Genomic DNA, 22466 nt, shown 5'->3' with positions numbered 1-22466 from the left:
AAACGGCTATTTCTCCACTATCTGATCGTATTGGAGGCTATAAGAAATGAATCGTTTTACTATTCCAAGAGATATTTATTTCGGAGAAGATGCGTTAGAGACATTAGAATCCTTAGATGGAAAAAAAGCTGTTCTTGTCATTGGCGGTGGTTCCGTTAAGGAGAATGGAAATTTAGATAAAATTCAAAGCCATTTAGCGAAAGCTAATATAGAAACAAAAGTCATTGAAGGCATTACGGAAGAGCCTTCTACTCAGTTGGTTCAGGATCATCTGGGAACATTAAACGAATTTGAACCAGATTGGATTATCGGTATTGGCGGTGGCTCACCAATGGATGCTGCCAAAGCGATGTGGATCTTCTATGAACGTCCAAACCTTTCATTCGAAGATGCTATGCAACCATTTAATTTGCCAGGACTTCGTACGAAAGCTAAGTTTGTTGGAATACCAACAACAAGTGGTACTGCTTCAGAGATCTCAAACTTGTCCGTAATTACGGATTCAGAAACAGGTGTTAAACACCCTCTTGCTGATTTTGAACTTACGCCAGATTTGGCTGTGATTGATCCAGTGATGGTAGAGTCTATGCCTCAAAAAGTTATTGCGTATAGTGGCATGGATGCTGTCACACATAGTATTGAAGCTTATGTGGCTAAACCTCGTACCACATTCACAGATTCTCTAGCCATTGAGGCTCTAGAAACTCTAGATGAACATCTTCTTAGCTCCTATAAAGGAAATAAAGAATCTAGAGAGAAAGTTCATTATGCTCAAGCGATGGCTGGTATGGCATTTGCAAATGCTGTGCTAGGTAACGTTCACAGTATGGCCCACAAGAGTGGACCGACATTTGAAGTTCCTCACGGCTGTGCAAATGGTATTTACCTTCCGTACGTGATTCAATTTAATCGCAGTGTAGTCGGTGATCGTTTTGCTAAAATGGCGAAGCGTCTTGAACTAAAAGGTGATACACAAGAGCAATTGGTGGACTCTCTAATTGAGTGGGTTCGTGAGTTAAATCGTGAGATGGGGGTACCAAATACCCTTAAAGAGTTTGGCGTTTTTGAAGACTTATTCAACAAACACGTTGACCAAATGGCTAAGAATGCAATGGATGACCCTTGTACGGGGACAAACCCGCGAGAAACTTCTGAAGAAGAAATGAAGAAACTATTCGAGTCAGCGTATTATGGTAAAGAGGTAACGTTCTAAATAAGTAGGGAGCCATCGTCTAAAAAGACGGTGGCTTTTTTTATTGCTGTACATATAAATTGTAGTTTGGATGACTACCGAGGTAAACGATGTTTTAATTTTTTCTTTATGTAATCATGAATTCATGTAACATTTTGCATAAACAAGTATTTATCTGGAAAAATTAAACCCCGAGACTATGAAAAGGAGACGATGATATGAAGAGAGTCTATTGGATGATCGCGAGTTTAGTCCTAGCTTTTAGTGTACTAATCACGCCTGGCGTTAATCAGATTTCTGCAGAGGACACAGAACAAGAGGTATCAGTACAAGACGGTATAGACAAGGTGTTAGCAGAAATTGAAATGTTGCAAAAAGCTATGCAAGGTAATGGGGATCTTATTAAGGTCAATGAAGCTGGTAAAAAGATAGATGAAGCATGGGATTTAATTGAAGAGCAAGTTGAAGAAAAGAACCCGGAATATTATAAAAATATAGAAGAGAGTCTCTATCCTTTAATAGGAGAAGCGCAGAAACCATCTCCAGACATGAAAAAAATCGAAAAATTAATTTCTGAGACAACACAAAAATTAAAGGATTATCAGTCAACTCTACAGCAATAAGAAAGGATCACCCATTTCAGGGTGATTTTTTTTTCTTAAGGTGGAGAAAAAATTCCGGCTATAGTATGAGGCCTAATCATGCTTGGTGCTGTTAAAACAAATTCGATTTCTCCCTATAATTAAAATTACCATCCCATAAGAAATTTGAATGATGGATATCTTAAAATAAGGAAGTGGAATGTATGGTATTAACAGAGCTTGAAATTCGAGATATGATTGATAAAAGAAAACCAGAAAAACCATCAGTTCGAAAAGGTCTGATGAAAAATAAACGAAATGCTACGTGGATTGAACGATGCTTAACGAGTCTCGTTACGATCTTGAAACCATAGCTCTAACAAGAAGTTATTATCTGATTTAAATACTTCTATAACCTTCCTTCATATGGAAGGAATAAAGCTGATATAAGTTTTTTATTGAATGGAGAGTAACTTTTGCGTTGATATACATTGAGAGTAAAGCGGCCGTAAAAATCACTTGCTCTCTGAGGCTCCATAAGGTTTGGGGCGGTCAAGGTTATCATGAGCGGTATTAGTCGTACGATCTCTTCTCCCTAGGGGTACCACGCACTTGAATATTGGATTACATGGAGCGAAAGCGTTTGAGGATGCTTCCCCCGCTCCCTGCAGGAAAACGAGTTGTCTCAGAGTAAGGCCCCAGCTTTTGTGACAACCTACCTATTCCCTCTATGCTTTTAGTCTGTAACATCCCTCCCCAGATCTACTCATAATGGAAACTGAGCAAGTCGTTAGGCACACGAAAGAAATCTTGTTACACTGTCTCATACTAGGTAAGGGAAAGTGCTTACCATCATCATCCTTTAAAGAAAGAAGATGAAACAATGAGCGAACAAAACCAAACGAGTCTGTTGCAGTCTATTCCTTTTTCCGTGTTGGACCTAGCGCCAATACGTGAGGACGGAGGACCAGCTGACTCTTTCAAAAGAACTGTAGATTTAGCTCAGCATACGGAAAGCTTAGGGTATAATCGTTACTGGCTTGCAGAACATCATAATATGCCGTTTATTGCAAGCTCTGCGACTTCAGTTTTAATTGGCCATGTAGCTTCTCAAACATCTACAATCAAGGTTGGTTCGGGTGGAGTAATGCTTCCAAACCATGCTCCTCTTGTTATTGCCGAACAGTTTGGGACACTGGAGTCATTATTTCCTGGTCGCATTGATTTAGGGTTAGGACGAGCGCCGGGCACAGATCAGTTAACGGCTCATGCTTTGCGACGTGGAGGACAAAGTGGTCCTCATGATTTTCCGGACCAATTAGAAGAGCTTCGAAGTTACTTCGATCCTTCTCGTGGACCAGCTAATCCTCACGTTCGTGCTTACCCTGGTGAAGGGTTGGATATTCCAATTTGGCTGCTTGGTTCAAGTGGCTATAGTGCACAATTAGCCGGGGAAGAAGGCTTGCCATTTGCATTTGCGAGTCATTTCTCTCCTCGTGACACAGTGCCAGCTCTAGACTTATATAAACGAACATTCAAACCATCAGATTCTTTAGCAGAACCACATGCTATGGTAGGAGTAAATATAATTGCTGCTGAGACCGATGAAGAAGCAGAGAGATTAGCTACAACACTCCAACAGCAGTTCTTAAATTTAATACGTAAGAATGAGTCTCCATTACCTCCACCCGTTGATTCAATGGAAGATATTTGGACGGAGTGGGAGAAACAAGCATTAAAGCAACAATTAGGATCTTCCATTATAGGTAGTAAGGAAACGGTACAACATCAGCTCGAATCATTTATTGAAAAGACTGGCGCAGATGAAGTTATGGTGATTTCCCAGATATATGATCATGCCGCTCGACGCCGTTCTTATGAAATTGTAGCTGAACTGTTTAAAGGGGAATAAGCATAAAAGAGCAGACAATCGTCTGCTCTTTTTTATGTAGTAAAGGATTAAAGGGTGTCAGACACCCTTTACCACACTAAAATATATTTTTTTGTGATTGTTCTATTTGAATTAAGAAATTTGGGCAAAGTAATCTAGAGTACATTTAAAGGAGGAAGCATGTATGCTTGAAGGAAAATCTGCTCTTATTACTGGCTCTGGTCAGGGGATCGGCTTTGAAATTGCGACGGAGTTCGCAAAAGCTGGTGCAAAGGTTATGTTAAATGATATCAACGAAGAAACACTTAATAAATCCGTAGAGGAATTAAGATCTCAAGGCCATACTGTTGAAGGTGTAGTGGCGAATGTAGCTAAAGAAGAAGACGTTAAGAACGCAATCGAAAAAACGGTTGAGAAGTTTGGTTCTATTGATATCCTTGTAAACAATGCTGGAATTCAACATGTAGCTCCAGTTGAAGAATTTCCAAGTGAGAAATTTGAATTAATCTTGGATATTATGTTGAAGGGACCTTTCTTCGGAATCAAATACGCGTTCCCTCACATGAAGGAACAAGGTTATGGTCGCATACTAAATATGGCTTCCATCAATGGATTAATTGGTTTTGCAGGTAAGGCCGGATACAATAGTGCAAAACATGGTGTAATTGGACTAACAAAAGTTACGGCTTTAGAAGGCGCAGATCACGGGATCACGGTCAATGCCATTTGTCCAGGCTATGTTGATACACCACTTGTTCAAAATCAGTTAGAAGACCTTGCAAAGACAAGAAACATCGATAAAGAAAAAGCATTAGAAGAAGTTATTTATCCTCTTGTTCCGCAGAAGCGTTTACTTCAGGTACAAGAAATTGCAGATTACTCGATTTTCTTAGTAAGCGAAAAAGCAAAAAGTATCACCGGTCAAGCCGCTGTTATTGATGGCGGTTACACGGTTCAATAAAACGTTAGCACTTATGCCCTTAGAGTACATAAACTCTTAGGGCATTTTTATTTCTGAATATATCCATATAATCCAGCGAATGTGGAAGGATTGAAGTTGCTGGAAGGGGCCGTTATGCTTATGAGTGCTTGGGCTTGCTCGGGGACGACTCGCTTTCCTGCGGGGAGCTGGGAAGCGAGTGGTTTCCAGGCCCACCTTACACTGAACTAAAGCAAACGGAAATATTCTCTCAGCATCGATGATTAAGATTAATGTCCTTATGGAGCAGGTGGTTATCATTTAATCCAAACGTCACTATTAGTGAATACAAAAAAACAAGAGCTTGGAGTTCAAGCTCTTGTTTATACTTAGTGATTAATTAATCCCCATCATGGCTAAGAATATAATCGCAATTGTCGCGATCATTGGAATGAGGAGCCCCACGACGAAGACGTCTTTATAAGAATCTTTGTGAGTTAAACCTGTAACAGTAAATAAGGTTAGAAGCGCTCCGTTATGTGGCAGAATGGAAGCGCCTGATGCGACAGAGGTGATACGGTGGAAGGCTTCAAGACTTAGGCCCTGTTCAACCGCAATGTCATAATACTCTTCACCCAGGGCTTCAAGAGCAATTCCCATACCACCAGAAGCTGAACCTGTAATCATGGCGAGCAATTGTACCGCAAACGCTTCGGAGAAATATGGACTTAAAGGAATATCAAAGATTAACTCTTTTACCGTTTCAAATCCAGGAGAAGCCGTAACCACAGACCCGAATCCGACGGCAGCACTTGTATTAATAGTAGCCATTACTGAACCGGATGCTCCCCCATTAATAGCAGGAATGAAGTCTTTATAGTCTTTAATGTTAAAGAGCATGATCAGGATAATCCCAAACAATAGAGCTACTAAAATACTGAGTTCTTTAAATACATTTAATGTTACAACCACCGCAATAAGCGGGATAACAGATAAAATCCAATTTGGAAGTTCATCTTCGTTGATTTCTTTAACCTGATTGTCACCTTCAGGTTCCGTGAATTTGTCGTCTTTAGCATCAAGTTGTTTCTGGCGAAATTTTAAGTATGCATACCCACCTACCGCCATAATTAATCCGGCAACAATACCGAGTATGGGGGCTGCCATTGTATCCGTCTCAAAGGTGTTGATAGGGATGATGTTTTGAATTTGCGGTGTCCCTGGGATGGCCGTCATCGTAAATGTGAATGCTCCTAATACAAAGGTAGAAGGTATTAATTTACGAGAGACATTGGCTTCTCTGAACATCGCAACAGCTAATGGATATACAGCGAATACTACAACAAATAGACTTACGCCACCATACGTTAGGATAGCTGCTGAAAGAAGCATTCCTAATATGGCACGTTTTTTTCCGATAACACTTGAAATCTTATAGGCAACAGATTGGGCTGCTCCTGTATCTTCCATAAGTTTCCCAAAGATCGCTCCAAATAAGAAGATAGGGAAGTAGTCCTTTGCAAAACCTACAAAGCCTTCCATATACGTTCCTGTGTAGGCATCGAGTATGTTCATCCCACTTAATAGGGCTACGATTCCTGACACAAGAGGGGCGATCCATATAATCGACCAGCCTAAGTATGCTAGAGCCATTAAGAGGATAAGACCAATAATAATACTGAGCATAGTAAACCTCCTGATGTTTTAAATTATCTGTTTTACTATGTCCCATTCTTTTGTATTTTATTGATCAGACTGTGAGTTAAGATTTAAATTTAAATGTCAGCTTCTACTTTCCGAGTTTCCTGCGCTTTTGTTGAATAAATTGTTTATAGGCATATTAAAAAGCATGAATAGGCTAGTAAGCCTGTTCATGCTTATGGTAAAGAAAAGATCTAATTAATTTTGTTGATTTCATCTTGTGATAGCTTAAAATTAATATTTGGAGGTTTTTACCGCTGTTTTCATTGAGTGGGGAGAGCCTTTTGCTTTTCTAGGTAATCCGCAATCCCCATAGCTGATACTTCAAAATCAAGCTCGAGAACACTATATATTTCATGATCTCTTGGAATTCCATTAGAGTCTAGATATTCCGCGACTTTCTCATGAAGACGTTTCTTCAATTGAGTCAGATCTTCGTTTTCACTTGCTGACTCGTGACCTGCTTCCATAAAAATAGGTAACCACCTTGCAACCGATTTAAACACTTCATTAGGTTGATCTGACATACTAAAATGACCAAAGTAAATACGATTTATGGGTAAGAGGCTTAATTTCTTAATCGTTTCTAGCATGACAAAGGGGTCAAATTGATTTGGTGATGTAGAGGGTAAATACAAGGAAACATCGTGCTCTTCGGTATGTTGGTAACGAATACCACAAGCATCTCCAGTGAAAAGCCCCTGACTTTCTGAATCATATATTGAGATATGGTGATTTGCATGCCCTGGTGTATGGTAAAAGGTTAAAGTTGCAGAAGGGCCAATTTGAAGCTTGTCTTGTTCGTTAACAACCTCAATACGATCTTCTGGAATAGGTAGAATAGGAGCGAATAATGGCTCGAACTGATCTCCGTATACTTGTTTCGCCCCAGCAATTAGCTTAGAAGGGTTAATTAGATGGCGTTTCCCTTTCGGATGCACATAAACGGTGGCTTGCGGACATTCTTGCAGTAATAAACCGGAACCGCCAGCGTGATCAAGGTGAATATGGGTCAGGATAATATTCTTAACATCTGTTAGCTTAAATCCAAGATCTTCGAGTCCTTTCTTTATGTAAGGTACAGAAGGGGAAGGACCGGTTTCTACCAGAGTAAGATCTTTATCATCAATAACGTATATTCCCGTACGCCCAGGCATACCTAGGTCAAAACCATCAATTACGTAAGTGCGGTGTCCAAGATAGATTGGAGCTTTTTCTTCCATAAGAGTCACCTCTCTCTGAATAGTACCCCTATTTTACAAAACATTCAGATAGTTGAACAGTATAACGCTTTCAAAGAGAGGTGAGTATTCTTAATCTTTTAATACCCTTTTCCTAAAAATCCTTCACGGTCAAAGGTTTTGCGATTCGTTTTTTCAGCTTTTTGAATAAATTGTTCATGAAGAGAGGATGGATGCTCTTTATGGTTAGGTTTCTTAGTTTCTTTATCCTTACTCATCGTGTCACCTCCAGTATACGGATAGATTTTGTTGTTTTACGAAAAGTATGAAGGGAAATGTTTTTCTAGAAATCAGAAAAGTTGTTATGATTAAGAAGGTAATTCATATTCGTAAAGGAGTGAATGGGTAATGAAAGCGATTATACATAAAGAAATAGAAGGATTGGACGGATTACATTATGAAGAATGTGATGCGCCACAAGTAGGTAAAGGCAACGTGAAGGTGCGACTTAAAACAGCAGGCCTGAATCGACGGGATCTTGCAGTAACAAATCGTCACAAGATCGAACAGCCGCCTCTTATATTAGGTTCAGACGGGGCCGGTTTGGTTGAAGAGCTTGGTGAAGGTGTAACAGGATGGAACATTGGAGATGAGGTTGTCATTAACCCAGGATTAGGCTGGAAACATAATAGCGATGCCCCGCCACAAGGTTTTGAAATTTTAGGGTTACCTGATGACGGTACATTTGCTGAATATATTGTAGTTCCAGAAGAGAATATTGAAAAGAAACCTCAACATTTGTCTTGGGAAGAAGCGGGTGTTCTTCCGCTTGCAGCATTAACAGCGTATCGTGTTTTATTTACAAGAGCCAAAGTTAAAGAAGGAGACACAGTTCTGCTTCCTGGTATAGGTAGCGGTGTTTTAACGTTTGCTTTAAAGTTTTCCAATGCAATAGGGGCCAAAGTAATTGTCACGTCACGAAGTGAAGAAAAGTTAGAGACAGCTAAAGAATTAGGAGCTGACTTAGCCATTCCAACACTTTCCGATTGGGAAGAAGAATTAGCTGAGGAACAGGTGGACGTGGTAGTTGAAAGTATCGGACAAGCAACGTTTGAAAAATCTCTTGGAGTTGTTAAGCGAGGCGGTACAGTTGTCACATTTGGTGCAACGACAGAAGACAAAGTCGAGATTGATATTCGCAAATTCTTTTACGGACAATATAACTTACTTGGCTCAACAATGGGGAGTCGTGAGGAATTTCAAGACATGCTATCCTTTATTACCGATCATAGCATAAAACCAGAAGTAGATAAGATGTTTGCCCTATCTGACTATGAAGAAGCTTTTGCGTATATAAAAGACTCGAAAAACTTCGGTAAAATTGGCTTTACAATAGGCTAAAAAGGACAGGGCTCGCCAATTGGTCCTATTCGTGAAAGCGAAGAGGGATTAAAAGTGATGAACGAAGTTATGTATACTATATCTGCAATTATGAGGAATCTAAATGCCCCTATTAAGGCACAAATTGAAACATCACTTTTAGATAAGATGCACCAAATGGATTATAATATGAAATCATCGATGCAGCGGGATATGGAAAAAGGGCAGCCAGTTGAGGCAGAGCATTTCTATGGTTATTTGTTAGAAGCAGCGGAATCGCACTCCATAGATGCGCCTTTATTATCAGCAGTTCATGGGAATTTGATGGTATATAGTTCATAAATAGAAGTGACATTTAAAGGAATGGGCATTCATTATAATGCTCATTTTTTTATGGATCTTTGTAACTTTCACAAAAGAAGGGATATGTAAAAAGGTAAAGTGAGTTTGACGTAGGAGAGAGTTCTCACGTACACTTTACGTAAAGTAAGATTAACCGTAAAGGTGATGGAATGAAAAATTTGATTAAGGAAAAAAGGACAGCTAATAAGATTACACAAGAATATCTTTCAATACAGCTTCAAGTATCCAGGCAGACCATAATATCACTCGAGAAAGGGAAATATAAGCCTTCACTTGTGCTAGCTCATAAATTAGCTCAAGTATTCGACTGTGCCATCGAGGATCTCTTTATCTTTGAAGGCGATGAGAATATAAAATAACTCTCGCATGACCTACTAAAACAAGATGACAAGCATAGAATTGTTGTCTTGTTTTAATACGAGGCGAAAAACCTTTGACGTTTTATTGCGACAAAGAACTAAAGGGTGTCTGGCACCCTTTAGTTTGTTAAAGTGTCTTTGGACTGTGAAGGCTTTTTTTGTTTGGTGAATAGTTCGCGAGGGCTTAATAAACACTAATGGAGTAATACTCCTATTTTTACAATAAATATAGGCAGAATTCATGCATATAGAGGATATTTCTTTTATAATACAAAAAGAAGACATGTGAAATAATTCACATGGTGAGCTAAACGAGAGATGCAAGGAGACGAGATTCACTATGAATGTATTAAAACAACATGCTAAGAAACAAAAGGCTACCAGATTTTTGCTTATTGTTTCTTCTCTTCTGTTAGGGATAACGGTTATTGCTCAAGCATTATTCTTTGTGTCCATTGTCGATCAAATCTTCCTTAAGGGTGCAAGTTTCGAGAGTATTATACCTGATCTTATTGGTTTATTTTTCGTTTTAGTTGCTCGTTCGGCATTAACCTATTGGAACGGTCGAGCCGGCGTTAAGATGGCATCCCGAGTAAAGGAGTATTTCAGATCACAACTTGTATATAAATTTTCTAAAAATCCACTCCAAACGTCTATGGAAGGGCAATCAGGGCAGAAAGTAAGTACCGTACTAGACGCTGTTGATGAAATTGACGGCTACTTCAGTCAATACATTCCACAAGTTATTCAAACATCCATTGTACCCGTGATGATTCTTGTTGTGGTTTCTATGGAGCACATCTATTCAGGACTTATCATGATGATTACCGCTCCATTTATTCCACTTTTTTATATCATTATTGGTATTATGACAAAGAAAAAATCCGAAGAACAATTAGATAAAATGGCTGTTTTCTCTGGTCGCTTTCTAGATACCCTTCAAGGATTATCAACACTGAAGCTGTTCGGTCAATCTCGTAAGCAAAAAGAATTAATCGAGAAGAGCAGCTTAGACTTTAGAGATTCAACCATGGAAGTTTTAAAAATCGCGTTTGTATCTTCTCTTATGCTAGAGCTCATTTCTATGCTCAGTATCGGTTTAATTGCATTAGAAATTGGTTTAAGACTTGTATTATTTCAATCAATAACGTTTTCCGCGGCCTTTTTTGTGCTTATATTAGCACCCGAATTTTATTTGTTTCTAAAAAACCTTGGTCAGGCTTTTCACACAGGACGTGGAAGCATGGGGGCAGCTCAAAAAATTGCCGAGGCTTTAAATACAGAGTATCGAGAAGTGGAGTGGGGAGATGCTTCTCTTGGACGGAAGGACGATCCTCCTCATATTCGATTGAAAGATGTTCATTTTGCGTATGAGGCTGAAGGATTTGCTTTGAGGGGAATTCAAGCAGAAATTCCACCGTACAGTCAAACAGCTATAGTGGGGAAGAGTGGTTCAGGGAAGACGACACTTCTTCATGTGCTAGCTGGTCTACTTCCCTCATCAAAAGGTTCGGTCTGGGTAGATGATTTAGCGCGCTCTGAAATAAAAGAAGAGCAGTGGTTTGATACAGTCAGTTATATATCTCAGAACCCTTTTCTATTCTCTGGTACGATTGCTGAAAATATAGCAGTAGGTAAAAAAGGACAGGTTTCAAGGGAGGCTGTTGAGCAAGCTGCTATAAAAGCGGGGATCGCGCCTTTAGTGGAGTCCTTAGAACATGGGTACGATACACTTGTCGGAGAAGGAGGACGTGGTCTTTCAGGTGGAGAGAAACAACGTGTTGCAATAGCACGCGCTTTCTTAAAACAACCCTCCATCATCCTATTTGATGAACCGACCACAGGACTAGATTTACAAACAGAACAAATCTTGCAGTCTTCGATTCAAGAACTCAGCCAAAGTGCATCCATCATCACTGTTGCTCACCGCCTCCATACGATTAAGCATGCAGATCAAATTTTATATATGGATAATGGAGCGATTGTTCAAAAGGGAACTCATTTAGAGCTTGAAGAGAATAATCCTTTCTACCGTGCGATGGTGAAGACGCAGCAGGGAGGTATGGCGACATGAATGAACTTAGAGCGGTAATGAAGGATATGATGGTTGAGAAGAGAGATATCTATTTATCTGTTTTATTTGGCTTTTTGGCTGGTATTACAGCAGTTGCGCTGTTTGCTTCGAGTGGGTACCTTATTTCAAAAGCAGCTCTGCTACCGCCTATCTATACCCTTTCCCTTATGATTGCCTTTTTAAAGATCATGGGGTTTGCCCGTGCTTTTGGGCGTTATCTAGAACGTTTATATTCGCACCGAGCTACGTTTACAATGCTTAGCCAATTGCGTGTTAATTTCTATGAGAAGTTGGAGCCATTGGCGCCAACCATTTTCCAGAAGTACAAATCTGGGGACTTGTTATCTAGAATCGTCGGGGATATTGATCGTTTACAAAACTTCTTTCTGAGAGTTTATTATCCCCCTATCGTTCTCGGCTTTATCTTTCTTGCTACGATCTTCTTTACAGTATTTTATTCGGTTACCGTTGCGATTTTGTTGCTGGTCGGTCTTTTTGTAACGGGTTTCTTATTACCAGCATGGTTTGCTTATAAACAAAGAAGAATCAAAACACGTTTACGAGAGGAACGAGGGTCTTTATCTAGTGAAGTTACCGAGTTCTTATACGGTTTTATGGATTTGAAGTTGTATCAACAACTAGGAACCAAAAAAGAGGAATTAGAACAAGCATCCGCTCGTTATATAGATGAGCAAGAGAAAGAAGGGAAGATGGCTACTTATCATCAATCAATGAATAGTATGGTTACACTGCTTGTATCTTGGCTTGTTATTGCATTTGGGGCCTATCTTGTTTCAAACAATGAATTAGACGGTGTATTCTTAGCTATGCTGATTATGATTTCTTTAACCGTGTTCGAGAATGCTGTACCGATGGCATTGGTACCTGCTCACTTTGAAGATAGTCGTAGGGCAGCCAAGCGACTTCATGAAGTCGTTCAGGATGAACCGGAAAAAGTTGAATACACGAAAAGTCTACCTGTTAACAAGCCATTTTCATTGACCATGAAACGTGTATCTTTTGCTTTTCCTGGGGAAGAAAGAACTTCTCTTCAAGAGGTAGATCTTCATATACCGGCGGGATCAAAGACTGCGATTGTAGGAGCTAGTGGTTCCGGGAAGTCTACATTGTTCCAGTTGCTTTTAAAGTTTTACAACCCTACAAGCGGAGATGTATTGTATGATGAGATCTCTCAAGATGCCTATAGCCAAGAAGATATTTGGGCTCGTACAAATGTGGTTCAACAAGAGAATCACTACTTCTATGGCTCCCTACGAGATAATCTTCTATTAGCTAAAGAACGGGCTACAGATGAAGAACTTCAAGAAGTGCTTGGGCATGTACACATGCAAGACTTTGATTTGAACCAGACGATCTTAGAGAAGGGTGACAATTTATCCGGAGGTGAGAAACAGCGGTTAGCAATCGCTAGAGCTCTATTGAAGAAGGAAAGGTTGTGGTTGCTTGATGAGCCGACTTCTTCACTTGATGCTGTCACCGAACAAGCAGTTTACGAGCATGTTTTTCACCAAGCGCAGGACGATACTCTTATTCTTATTAGCCACAGACTTGTTGGTCTTGAAGACATGGACCAAATCATTGTTTTTGATCAAGGTGAAATCGTAGAGTCAGGATCTTATCAAGAATTACTGGAGCTTGAAGGGTATTTTTACCGTATGAAACAAATCGAAAAAGAAGTGCTTGTATAAGTTTTTTAAGCAGCTTTGAGTTCCCGATAACGGATCTTTAAGCTGCTTTTATATTTTAGAGCTATGCATGCTACAATAGATTTATCTTTACAAGAGAGGGTGGGAAGCGTGCTTGAATTATTTCTTCCAATGTTAGAGCGGTTGGGCATTATCGTAACAGTCGCTTTTGTCATCACAAGGTTTCGCTTCTTTCGAGAGTTAGTAGACAAGAAAACCCTTACCTCTAAACAACGCTACGTAGCGATTGGTTTTTTCGGCTTATTTGGAATAATCGGAACCTATACAGGCATTACATACGATACGTTATCTTTTGAGTACGGTTCCTTTGCTTATCAGATTGGTGGAGATGAAGCGATTGCTAACTCTAGAGTCATTGGAATCGTTGTAGCAGGATTATTTGGTGGCTATCAAATTGGAGTCGGAGCAGGTCTGATCGCAGGACTCCATAGATTATCATTAGGAGGATTCACTGGGCTTGCCTGTGGTATTTCTGCTGTCATCGCCGGATGTTTAGCTGGTGCCTTTTATAAAAAGAATAAGCCTTTACGTCTAAAGACAGCATTGCTTGTGGGAGCCCTGGCTGAAACTCTTCAAATGATGATTATTCTTGGTGTTTCAAAACCATTTAATCAGGCATTCGAATTAGTTCAAGAGATTGGGTTACCTATGATTGTGGCTAATGGAGTGGGCTCAGCACTTTTTCTATTGATTATTCGTAATGTTCTAAATGAGGAAGAAAAAGTAGGAGCACTTCAGGCTCAGAAAGCGTTGAAACTGGCAGAATCAACCATTGCTTATATGAGAAAAGGCTTGAATGAATCCTCTGCTAAAAAAGCGTGTGAAATTATTTATAAAGAAGTGGGCGTAAGCGCCATCTCTATGACAAATCATGAGGTCATTCTAGCGCATGTGGGACTAGCGGACGATCACCATAAAACGGGGGAAGTCATTCAAACTACAGCCACTAGAGATGTTATTCAAACAGGGGAGCGAAAGATCGTCAAGCATGAAGATATTCATTGTACAGAGCCTGATTGTCCTCTCGGCGCTGCTGTTATTGCCCCTTTAAAAAGGAAGAATGATGTGGTCGGTACGTTAAAGTTTTACGTTCGATCAGAAAAAGAAATTTCGAATGTCATGCTTGAACTAATTCAAGGACTTAGTGCCTTACTAGGCCAACAGCTTGAGATTGCAGAAGCGGAGAAAGCACAAGAATTAGCGCGAGAGGCAGAGGTGAAAGCTTTGCAAGCGCAAGTGAATCCCCATTTTCTATTTAATTCTTTAAATGTTATTGTTTCGCTCATACGAACTGAACCTAAAAGGGCTCGTTCAGTATTAATAGCGTTATCAAAATATTTTAGGCAGAACTTGAGTGCTACCACGCGTAAGTGGATCACCTTAGAAGAGGAACTTCAGCATGTTAAGGCTTATTTGTTAATAGAAGAAACCCGGTTTGTGGATCAGCTTCATGTGAATTACGATGTCGATGAAGAAGCGCTCGATGCTCATATAGCTCCTTTATCATTACAACCTTTAGTAGAAAATTGTATTAAACACGGAGTGAAAAATCAGGAAACGCAAGCTGAAATTCATGTAACGGTTCACAATCATTCAGAAGGCGTGCTTATATCTGTAGCAGATAATGGACAAGGAATTGCTCCAGAAAAGGTAAGAGACCTAGGTCTAATCCAAGTAGAATCAGATAAAGGAACTGGGCTTGGCTTGTTTAATGTGAATGAGCGGCTCGTTCACATGTATGGGAATGATGCTCGGTTACATATTGAGAGTACGTGGGGAGAAGGGGCAACTATTTCCTTCTTTCTCCCAAGGAAGGAGGAGCATTTGTGAGAAAACGTATAACAGTACTCGTTGTAGATGATGAGCGTTTTAGTCGTGAGGAACTTGTATTTTTGCTAAAGGAATACGAGATTTTAGAAGTGATTGGGGAAGCTGAATCAGGGGAAGCAGCTGTTATGAAAACGTTACAATTGCAACCGGATGTATTGTTCTTAGATATTGAAATGCCGAAGATGGATGGTCTTGAGGTGGCGAAATCAGTACATGAACTGAAGAAAGTACCTGAGATTGTATTTGCTACGGCTTACCCAGGTTTCGCAGTAGAAGCTTTTCGTCATGAAGCGGTTGATTATATATTAAAGCCATTTGATGAAGAGCAAATTAATCAGACAGTAACTCGTCTAGAACGACGACTAAGGTCTGAACCAACTGTGGAAAAGAGCTCAGTGCCTTCTAAGCTTGCAGTTGAAGAGGAAGAAGAAATCACTTATTTAAATCCAGCGGATATTATGTACGTTTTTCGTGATGGACGTGTAACGAAAATAGTAGATCAATTGAGGACTTATGAGACAAAGTGGTCTTTAAAAGAGGTTGAGAAGCGGTTAGAGCCTTTTTCTTTCTTCCGTATACACAAGAGTTATCTAGTGAATTTACAGTACGTTAAGCGACTTGTCCCGTGGTTTAATGGGGCCTTTCAACTTGAGTTAAAAGGGAGGGAAGAGCAGCTATCTGTCAGTCGTAACTACGTAAAAGAGTTAAGAAAGCAACTTGAACTATAGTGGCAGGGTTTAGGATATAAGTAATGCGAGGTAGATGATAGGATTAAAGAGAGACTTGTAGCGCCCGTGGTAACTACAAGTCTAATTTAGTTTAACGTGCTCTTTTCAGGTTGTTTTGAATCGAGAGGCCGAATACATCTTGCAATCACTTTACAACATCTTAATCAAAAAAACTGACATGTTAAACAAAACTCCCTTAATTGTAAACGGTTACTTGTTATACTTTTTGTAAGCGATTACAGAAAAGTGAGGGAGGAATCGTTCTATGATTACATTTCTAGTCAGTATTGTTCTATTAATTGTTGGTTACTTAACGTACGGAAAGTATGTAGAAAAAGTTTTTGGAGTTAATACAGATCGTCAGACACCAGCTTATACAAATAAAGATGGTGTGGACTACTTGCCAATGGGGGAAAAAAGAAACTCATTAATTCAATTACTGAATATAGCAGGTGTTGGTCCGATATTTGGACCGATTTTAGGCGCCCTTTATGGGCCTGTTGCTTTCCTTTGGATCGTATTTGGCGCAATCTTTGCAGGCGCTGTACACGATTATTTAACAGGTATGATTTCTATTCGGAACCGTGGCGCTCACTTACCTGAACTTGCAGGGAAGTTCCTCGGAAAAGTAATGAAACATGTTGTTAATGCATTTACGATATTACTTCTTATTCTTGTAGGTACCGTGTTTGTTACGGCACCCGCAGATTTAATTCATAACATGGCGAGCAGTTGGCTTTCGTTGCCTGTTATTCTGTTAGCGATATTTGCTTATTATCTACTCGCTACGATGCTTCCGATTGATAAGATTATCGGACGTTTCTATCCAATCTTTGGTGCATTCTTAGTCATTAGTGCTGTTGGAGTAGGGCTTTCACTTGTATTTACAGGAGCACCTGTTCCTGAAATTGAACTAACAAATATGCACCCGGATAATGCGCCAATCTTTCCGCTATTATTCTTAACGATTTCATGTGGTGCTTTATCTGGATTCCATGCAACTCAGACGCCAATTATTTCTCGTACGACACAGCAAGAGAAGCAAGGTCGACGTATTTTCTACGGGATGATGATTGCTGAAGGTATTATCGCAATGATTTGGGCTGCTGCTGCTATGAGTCTATTTAATGGTTCAGAAGGTCTAAACGAAGTTCTTGCAAGTGGCGGACCTGCTGCTGTGGTAAGTGAAGTTTCTGTTATGATGCTTGGAGCAGTTGGTGGTACGTTGGCAGTCTTAGGTGTTATTGTTCTTCCTATTACTTCTGGGGACACAGCGTTCCGTAGTGCTCGTATGATTATTGCAGATTACATCAATGTTTCTCAGAAGAAGATTGTAAGCAGAATGTGGATCGCTGTTCCTCTATTTGTAATATCCTTTGCTCTAACGCGTGTAGACTTCACGCTACTGTGGAGATATTTCTCATGGGCGAATCAGTCTACAGCTGTAATTGCACTGTGGGTAGGGGCGATGTACTTGTTCTTATCTCGTAAGAATTATTGGATTGCTGCAGTACCGGCAACATTCATGACTATGGCAACATTCACTTATATCCTAAATGCCCAGATTGGTTTTGGATTGTCTCTTAACCTATCTTATGTTCTGGCTGCCATCATAACGGTTGGTGTAGTAGCCTCCTTCTTTACCGCTGCACGTCGGGGACTCAATAAGAACATTCCACTTGAAGAAGAATGGAAGACGACAGCGTAATGGGATGTTGTAGTCCGAACTTCAATAAGGAAGTTGAAAAACAAGAAGAAAAAGTGAATGAAACGGGGAATGAACAAATTCCTTTATGGGGGAAAGTCATCGCTACTGTCGTTTCCACCTGTGTCATATGGATTGCATTCTTTTAAATTAATGGTAATACTACTGAATCTATTCAGTATTTACATTCCTCCTTCAGATGAGAAGCCCCTTACCTTTATAAAGGTAAGGGGCTTTTTTCGTTAAACTACATCGGGGACGCGCGATTGTTTAATCATCCTCTCAATGTGTTTGCGGAACAAGTACATGACAATTAGATGAGCTTTAGCTTGCGTATATTTATAAACGAACCAAGGTAGTGATGGCATATAATCGTGTATTGCTACGATACATTCTTGTTTTCCCGGGATCTTTCGAAACTCGAGGCGCCCTCTTACATTTCGTTTGGTGTTTTGGAAAGATCCGCCCGTAATATAGTAAAGCGCTCGGTTCGATGTGCTTCTGTCATATGAATAACTGAGTTCTAATAGAGGCGTTCGGCTTAAACGAAGGCATATCTGTGTGTTGTCTTCAACATCAGTTTCGGCATGGACAAAGGGATTCAGAGTTTTAGATAACCAATGAACATAATATTGAGCCGCCCAATCGGCGTTTTTACCTTCAGGTAATGGAATTCGCTGAACTGATCGAACGTCATGTTGAACAGCGGGCATCTTAATTCCCTGAGTGCTCTTTGAGGGCTCTTGATTTCCTTTTTCTTGTTCCTCGTCTTCAATTGCAGTTTTCACAGCCTCTTTGAAGCTCATTTGTCCATAGCTGACTTCAGGGTCCATATTCTTACACTGGGCGGTCATAGGGTGAACAAGGCTTTCTACAAGTGGATAGACCATTTCTTTTGGTGTTCCGGTCGTAAGGCTGACCCATAGCCTTGATAAATTAACCGACATAAATGGAACAGGAAGAATGCGAGGATTTTTCCCTAACGATTCCGCTGTTTGAATCATCATGTCTTGATAGGTCATTATTTCAGGTCCGCCAACGTCGATTGCTTTATTTGATAAACGGTCATTTCCAATACTTTTGTTTAAAGCGTGTAAGACTTCTTTTAGAGCGATAGGATGTGTCTTCGTTCTTGTCCATTTCGGTAGAGCCATGAAGGGGAGTCGTTTAACGAGCTTCTTAAGAATGGGGAAGGATGAGCCTTTAGGTCCCACAATTAAACCTGCTCGAATTGTAGTGACAGGTATTCCATAAGCTCTTAAAATTTCTTCTACTTCTAAACGACTTCTTAAATGCCTGGATAACTGCTCTGACTCCGGGATAATGCCGCTTAAGTAAACAATTTGATGTATACCTTGCTTCTTAGCTGCTTGAGCGAAATTATCTGCTAGAATAACATCCATATCTTCGAAAGATCCTTGTGTAAGTTTAGCTGAAGGTAGCATAGAATGAACGAGATAGACCGCGAAGTCTGCCCCTTCTAAGCCTTTCTCCGCGTCAGCCATTGAATATAGATCACATGAACGCCAAGTGATGTGTTCTGTATCTTGTTTATGGTCCCCATTCCTTGAAAGAGCAATGACATCCGCATATTTCGTCAACTTCTTTAATAAATTCTGGCCAATATACCCACTTGCTCCGGTTAAAGCTACGACGGGACGTCTTTTGGCTTCGCTCATGGTGATTCCTCCTAATCTATTAAAAGCTCGAGTCCTATCTATTAACTCTTCGAAGAAATGCTTCTTGAATGGTGGTTTGGGTAGATTGTGTCGTGTTGGCTGAAAGTGAGCGTTCCATGATTCTTATAGCATTTTGGTTATCTTCCTGCCGCTCAGAAGCGACACAATCTCTGGGAATCCAGATGTTATACTCTCTCATATAGGCATCATTAGCTGTAAAGAGAACACATATATCTCCTGCAATGCCCGTTAAGATTAGGTTATTTACTCCTAGTTTGTTGAGTAAGATGCTGAGTTGAGTTCCGAAGAAACCAGAATGCTTGGGTTTAATAATAAAATAATCATCGTCTTCTGGGGAGATGTGTTTAATAACCGATTCTCCTCTTCCTTCCTTGCACTCTTCAATCACATCTGCAACATTTTCTTGCCACAATCCGAAATTATCATTTACATAAATAATAGGTAGACCTTGTTCTTTGGCTTGACTTTTTAAACTCTTGAGAGGTTCTACGATATTCAAAGTATTTTCTAGTAAGTCCTCTCCACCTTCAAAATCCATTTTGTTTACCATATCTATAAGGATTAAGGCAGTTTGGTGTTGCTTCATACGATTACTCTCCTTTATATGGTTCAGGACCAGCGGGTACTTGTCTTTTATGCCGAGTTTGCTTGTGGAGTTGTTGAATTCGCTCTTCATCTTTTTGAGATACAGATTCTCCGCGAAGGTAGGCGTCAATAGTGTCGTAAGAAACCCCAAGTTCATCCTCATCAGATTGTCCTTCCCATAATTCAGCGCTAGGCTTCTTGTGAATAATTGAGTCAGGCACTTCTAAATACTCAGCAAGTTCTCTTACTTCTTCTTTACGAAGATTAATTAGGGGGACTAGATCTACTCCACCATCTCCGTATTTTGTGAAATAGCCAGTAAAATCTTCCGCTGCATTATCAGTACCTATTACTAAATATCCATAATGGTTGGCCACGGCATAAAGAGTGCTCATACGTAGTCGAGCTTGTAAATTTGCTCCACCTAATTGAGAACGTTCTTCTTGCCAATCTCCTTTTTCCTTAAGCTTTTCTCTTATAGTAGCATGAGTAGTTTGGTAGGGGGTTGTTAAATTGATCCCTATATAATTTAAACCAATTTGTTCTACAAGAGTTACCGCATCCTCTTGATCTTCCACTTCTTGATCAATAGGTAGTATGACACCTAAAGATTGATCAGGGAAAGCACGCTTTATTAAACAAGACACAACTGCAGAATCAATACCTCCACTTATTCCAACAAGTGCACCATTGGCACCTGCATCCTCTACTTTTTCTTTAATCCAATTTGTTAAGTATTCTACTTTTTTCTCCATGGTTAGACCATCATCCTTTCTGGCTTGTCTCGATATAGATTTAAGTTCCTTCTTTTGGCAACGAGTAAACGTCATGTGGTCTGTGATAGACCATGACATAAGGTCTGTGTCTTAAGAATCGAATCATGTCGAAATAACTAGTATTTTCATCTTGTTAAATGGTAAAAAAAGCTTAAACTTTCTGGAGTTCGTACGATATTAATATAAGAATGGGTATAAAATCACATTAAAATATAGGAGAATAGGTCATGAAACCAATGAAGATAATGATGAAAGTAGCATTTGCACTTATATTTACCCTTGTACTTTTGCCTAGTAAAGTAGTTGATGGAGAAGGGACTCAGACGACCACTTACTGTGAGGTGAGTTGCTGGGAATTACTTTTAAATCAAACAAACTCCAACACGCTAGTTAACATTGACTTACCAGGAGAAGAATATCTTCAGGCTACGTCTCTACTAGTAGAAGAAATAGCGGGTTCCACACATAATTATTACTCCATGACTCGAGAGTTGGATGCTCGATCAGATTTGTTTATTCAATCTGACACTTCTAACATATTTGAACTCGATCAAACTCCTTCAGCGCGAATTTCCATCCAGGGCAGTTCAGGAACTATTCCAATGACGACTTTGTCAGGTCTTGATGAAGAATTGAAACACTTAGTCAAAAAACATTTAAATCGACTTGGGTTTTCTGTACGCGATGGATTAGCATCCTCCGAAGAATCGTCGGTCATTGAGACGTCCTCATCCGGTGTAAACCTTCTCATTACAGATGCGCAGTGGTCAGCATTTTTTGGGGGCGGAGATTATACAAGCTCCAGGTTTAAAACAGAAGCGTCTAAATCAGACACCTACTTTCAGTATGTTACTGCTATACAAGATGCAATAAATGAATACAATACTCAGAAAAGCGTGTGGATGTGGAAATCTGAACCCTTTGTAGACACGCCGGATGAGACCATAGAGTTTTTGGTGAATGAACAGGTAGATCAACTTTATATGCGCTTTTATCCAAAGGTGGATGCAAAAACGTATCAATATTTCATAGAACACGCTGCAGAACAAGGAATTGAGGTACACGCTCTAATTGGAAGTCCTTTGTGGGGACAAGAGAAATATGCAAATGATGCTCTTAAACGAGTCGATCTAATCCATGCCTATAATCAAAAAGTGGAACAGAACCAACGATTTATTGGAATCCACTTTGACGTAGAACCATACTCTCTCCAAATGTGGGATGATAATAGACAACAAGCTGTAGATGAATGGAAGCAATCAGCAGAATCTTACGTGAAGTATGCTAAAGACTACGGTTTCATCGTCGGAAGTGCTTTGCCATTCTGGACTGATAACAGTTCAGTGAATGATTATGATACAGATTTCTATAAGGAAATGATCGATATGCAAGACTATGTGTCCATCATGTCGTACCGCAATACAGCACTTGGATCAAACAGTATTACCTCACTAGCACAAAACGAAGTATTGCATGCCAGGTCTCCAAAAGTTGAAGTAGGAGTAGAACTGAATCCGTATAAGATTGATTATGTATCTTTTGACGGGAAATCTCTAAATTACACAGAAGGAGAAATTGCTAAAGTAAGAACGTACTTTATGGAAGAACCTCAACCAGGTTTTAAGGGCATTGCCATCCATAACTATACGGCTTGGAAGAATAGTCAATAACATAAAAAATGTGCTCCTTATAGGAGCACATTTTTTGGATTATTTAAGTTGAGTGAAGCTATTTATTTAACAAAATCGTTCAAGAATAGGGCGGTATAGTGGTT

General features: G+C 39.8%; 21 protein-coding genes. 15 read left to right on the top strand and 6 right to left on the bottom strand.

Features of this window, described 5'->3' with window-relative positions:
• The first annotated feature begins 46 nt into the window (after window positions 1–46).
• From IMZ31_RS14990 to IMZ31_RS14970, 5 genes are all read left to right on the top strand, one after another.
• Complete coding sequence (locus tag IMZ31_RS14990) at window positions 47–1213, top strand: iron-containing alcohol dehydrogenase (protein WP_207528104.1); 1167 nt, start codon at window positions 47–49, stop codon at window positions 1211–1213.
• 197 nt (window positions 1214–1410) lie between these two features.
• Complete coding sequence (locus IMZ31_RS14985) at window positions 1411–1815, top strand: hypothetical protein (protein ID WP_207528103.1); 405 nt, start codon at window positions 1411–1413, stop codon at window positions 1813–1815.
• A 182-nt stretch (window positions 1816–1997) separates the two neighbouring features.
• Window positions 1998–2147 carry a hypothetical protein gene (locus IMZ31_RS14980; protein ID WP_207528102.1) on the top strand — a complete coding sequence of 50 codons (150 nt, stop codon included), beginning with the start codon at window positions 1998–2000 and terminating at the stop codon, window positions 2145–2147.
• 509 nt (window positions 2148–2656) lie between these two features.
• Window positions 2657–3685 (top strand): LLM class flavin-dependent oxidoreductase, encoded by a 1029-nt coding sequence (locus IMZ31_RS14975; RefSeq protein WP_207528101.1) that lies wholly within the window; start codon window positions 2657–2659, stop codon window positions 3683–3685.
• Window positions 3686–3848: 163 nt separating this feature from the next.
• A complete protein-coding gene (locus IMZ31_RS14970) occupies window positions 3849–4625 on the top strand; it encodes a 3-hydroxybutyrate dehydrogenase (RefSeq protein WP_036782739.1) in 777 nt (258 codons plus the stop codon).
• Between the two features lie 354 nt (window positions 4626–4979).
• Here the strand turns inward: IMZ31_RS14970 and IMZ31_RS14965 are convergent, their stop codons facing one another.
• The 3 genes from IMZ31_RS14965 to IMZ31_RS14955 form a co-directional block, all read right to left on the bottom strand.
• Window positions 4980–6269, bottom strand: coding sequence for a GntP family permease (locus IMZ31_RS14965; protein WP_207528100.1), 1290 nt, complete (start codon window positions 6267–6269; stop codon window positions 4980–4982).
• A 278-nt stretch (window positions 6270–6547) separates the two neighbouring features.
• Window positions 6548–7507 (bottom strand): MBL fold metallo-hydrolase, encoded by a 960-nt coding sequence (locus IMZ31_RS14960; protein WP_207528099.1) that lies wholly within the window; start codon window positions 7505–7507, stop codon window positions 6548–6550.
• 98 nt (window positions 7508–7605) lie between these two features.
• The gene (locus IMZ31_RS14955; RefSeq protein WP_207528098.1) at window positions 7606–7743 is read right to left on the bottom strand and encodes a hypothetical protein; all 138 of its coding nucleotides are present in this window, start codon (window positions 7741–7743) and stop codon (window positions 7606–7608) included.
• Window positions 7744–7873: 130 nt separating this feature from the next.
• Between IMZ31_RS14955 and IMZ31_RS14950 the strand changes: the two genes are divergently transcribed.
• The 9 genes from IMZ31_RS14950 to IMZ31_RS14910 all read left to right on the top strand — a co-directional run bounded on the left by IMZ31_RS14950 (window position 7874) and on the right by IMZ31_RS14910 (window position 17780).
• On the top strand, window positions 7874–8866 hold the full coding sequence (locus IMZ31_RS14950) for a zinc-binding dehydrogenase (protein ID WP_207528097.1): 993 nt from the start codon (window positions 7874–7876) through the stop codon (window positions 8864–8866).
• Between the two features lie 18 nt (window positions 8867–8884).
• On the top strand, window positions 8885–9187 hold the full coding sequence (locus IMZ31_RS14945; protein WP_256438036.1) for a ketopantoate reductase C-terminal domain-containing protein: 303 nt from the start codon (window positions 8885–8887) through the stop codon (window positions 9185–9187).
• Between the two features lie 170 nt (window positions 9188–9357).
• Window positions 9358–9567, top strand: a complete 210-nt coding sequence (locus IMZ31_RS14940; protein ID WP_207528096.1) for a helix-turn-helix transcriptional regulator — start codon at window positions 9358–9360, stop codon at window positions 9565–9567.
• Window positions 9568–9907: 340 nt separating this feature from the next.
• Complete coding sequence (gene cydD / locus IMZ31_RS14935; RefSeq protein WP_207528095.1) at window positions 9908–11641, top strand: thiol reductant ABC exporter subunit CydD; 1734 nt, start codon at window positions 9908–9910, stop codon at window positions 11639–11641.
• The gene (cydC, locus tag IMZ31_RS14930) at window positions 11638–13350 is read left to right on the top strand and encodes a thiol reductant ABC exporter subunit CydC (RefSeq protein WP_207528094.1); all 1713 of its coding nucleotides are present in this window, start codon (window positions 11638–11640) and stop codon (window positions 13348–13350) included. Before cydD ends, cydC begins: the two co-directional genes overlap by 4 nt.
• A 108-nt stretch (window positions 13351–13458) precedes the next feature.
• On the top strand, window positions 13459–15198 hold the full coding sequence (locus IMZ31_RS14925) for a sensor histidine kinase (protein WP_207528093.1): 1740 nt from the start codon (window positions 13459–13461) through the stop codon (window positions 15196–15198).
• The gene (locus IMZ31_RS14920; RefSeq protein WP_207528092.1) at window positions 15195–15926 is read left to right on the top strand and encodes a LytR/AlgR family response regulator transcription factor; all 732 of its coding nucleotides are present in this window, start codon (window positions 15195–15197) and stop codon (window positions 15924–15926) included. Before IMZ31_RS14925 ends, IMZ31_RS14920 begins: the two co-directional genes overlap by 4 nt.
• Before the next feature lie 265 nt (window positions 15927–16191).
• On the top strand, window positions 16192–17634 hold the full coding sequence (locus IMZ31_RS14915; RefSeq protein WP_207528091.1) for a carbon starvation CstA family protein: 1443 nt from the start codon (window positions 16192–16194) through the stop codon (window positions 17632–17634).
• On the top strand, window positions 17634–17780 hold the full coding sequence (locus tag IMZ31_RS14910; protein WP_207528090.1) for a hypothetical protein: 147 nt from the start codon (window positions 17634–17636) through the stop codon (window positions 17778–17780). The genes IMZ31_RS14915 and IMZ31_RS14910 overlap by 1 nt, the downstream gene beginning before the upstream one ends.
• A 93-nt stretch (window positions 17781–17873) precedes the next feature.
• Here IMZ31_RS14910 and IMZ31_RS14905 read toward each other — a convergent pair whose 3' ends face one another.
• From IMZ31_RS14905 to nadE, 3 genes are read right to left on the bottom strand one after another with little or no spacing between them, the layout of a single operon-like run.
• Window positions 17874–19310: an NAD(P)H-binding protein gene (locus tag IMZ31_RS14905; RefSeq protein ID WP_207528089.1), complete on the bottom strand. Its 1437-nt coding sequence runs from the start codon at window positions 19308–19310 to the stop codon at window positions 17874–17876.
• Window positions 19311–19344: 34 nt separating this feature from the next.
• On the bottom strand, window positions 19345–19917 hold the full coding sequence (locus IMZ31_RS14900; RefSeq protein ID WP_207528088.1) for a cysteine hydrolase family protein: 573 nt from the start codon (window positions 19915–19917) through the stop codon (window positions 19345–19347).
• Between the two features lie 4 nt (window positions 19918–19921).
• Entirely contained in the window at window positions 19922–20671 is a 750-nt protein-coding gene (gene nadE, locus IMZ31_RS14895; RefSeq protein WP_207528087.1) for an NAD(+) synthase, read from the bottom strand.
• 248 nt (window positions 20672–20919) lie between these two features.
• Between nadE and IMZ31_RS14890 the strand changes: the two genes are divergently transcribed.
• On the top strand, window positions 20920–22362 hold the full coding sequence (locus IMZ31_RS14890) for a poly-gamma-glutamate hydrolase family protein (RefSeq protein WP_207528086.1): 1443 nt from the start codon (window positions 20920–20922) through the stop codon (window positions 22360–22362).
• Window positions 22363–22466 lie beyond the last annotated feature (104 nt).

The sequence above is a fragment of the Pontibacillus sp. ALD_SL1 genome, from assembly GCF_017355605.1.
The sequence above is the reverse complement of the archived record's forward strand: the minus strand, read 5'-3'. Positions and strand labels throughout refer to the sequence as shown.

Excerpts from the sequence above, each read along its gene's own strand:
- IMZ31_RS14990 (WP_207528104.1), top strand. The coding sequence starts at position 47 with ATGAATCGTTTTACTATTCCAAGAGATATTTATTTCGGAGAAGATGCG.
- IMZ31_RS14985 (WP_207528103.1), top strand. The coding sequence starts at position 1,411 with ATGAAGAGAGTCTATTGGATGATCGCGAGTTTAGTCCTAGCTTTTAGT.
- IMZ31_RS14980 (WP_207528102.1), top strand. The coding sequence starts at position 1,998 with ATGGTATTAACAGAGCTTGAAATTCGAGATATGATTGATAAAAGAAAA.
- IMZ31_RS14975 (WP_207528101.1), top strand. The coding sequence starts at position 2,657 with ATGAGCGAACAAAACCAAACGAGTCTGTTGCAGTCTATTCCTTTTTCC.
- IMZ31_RS14970 (WP_036782739.1), top strand. The coding sequence starts at position 3,849 with ATGCTTGAAGGAAAATCTGCTCTTATTACTGGCTCTGGTCAGGGGATC.
- IMZ31_RS14965 (WP_207528100.1), bottom strand. The coding sequence starts at position 6,269 with ATGCTCAGTATTATTATTGGTCTTATCCTCTTAATGGCTCTAGCATAC.
- IMZ31_RS14960 (WP_207528099.1), bottom strand. The coding sequence starts at position 7,507 with ATGGAAGAAAAAGCTCCAATCTATCTTGGACACCGCACTTACGTAATT.
- IMZ31_RS14955 (WP_207528098.1), bottom strand. The coding sequence starts at position 7,743 with ATGAGTAAGGATAAAGAAACTAAGAAACCTAACCATAAAGAGCATCCA.
- IMZ31_RS14950 (WP_207528097.1), top strand. The coding sequence starts at position 7,874 with ATGAAAGCGATTATACATAAAGAAATAGAAGGATTGGACGGATTACAT.
- IMZ31_RS14940 (WP_207528096.1), top strand. The coding sequence starts at position 9,358 with ATGAAAAATTTGATTAAGGAAAAAAGGACAGCTAATAAGATTACACAA.
- cydD (WP_207528095.1), top strand. The coding sequence starts at position 9,908 with ATGAATGTATTAAAACAACATGCTAAGAAACAAAAGGCTACCAGATTT.
- cydC (WP_207528094.1), top strand. The coding sequence starts at position 11,638 with ATGAATGAACTTAGAGCGGTAATGAAGGATATGATGGTTGAGAAGAGA.
- IMZ31_RS14915 (WP_207528091.1), top strand. The coding sequence starts at position 16,192 with ATGATTACATTTCTAGTCAGTATTGTTCTATTAATTGTTGGTTACTTA.
- IMZ31_RS14910 (WP_207528090.1), top strand. The coding sequence starts at position 17,634 with ATGGGATGTTGTAGTCCGAACTTCAATAAGGAAGTTGAAAAACAAGAA.
- IMZ31_RS14905 (WP_207528089.1), bottom strand. The coding sequence starts at position 19,310 with ATGAGCGAAGCCAAAAGACGTCCCGTCGTAGCTTTAACCGGAGCAAGT.
- IMZ31_RS14900 (WP_207528088.1), bottom strand. The coding sequence starts at position 19,917 with ATGAAGCAACACCAAACTGCCTTAATCCTTATAGATATGGTAAACAAA.
- nadE (WP_207528087.1), bottom strand. The coding sequence starts at position 20,671 with ATGGAGAAAAAAGTAGAATACTTAACAAATTGGATTAAAGAAAAAGTA.
- IMZ31_RS14890 (WP_207528086.1), top strand. The coding sequence starts at position 20,920 with ATGAAACCAATGAAGATAATGATGAAAGTAGCATTTGCACTTATATTT.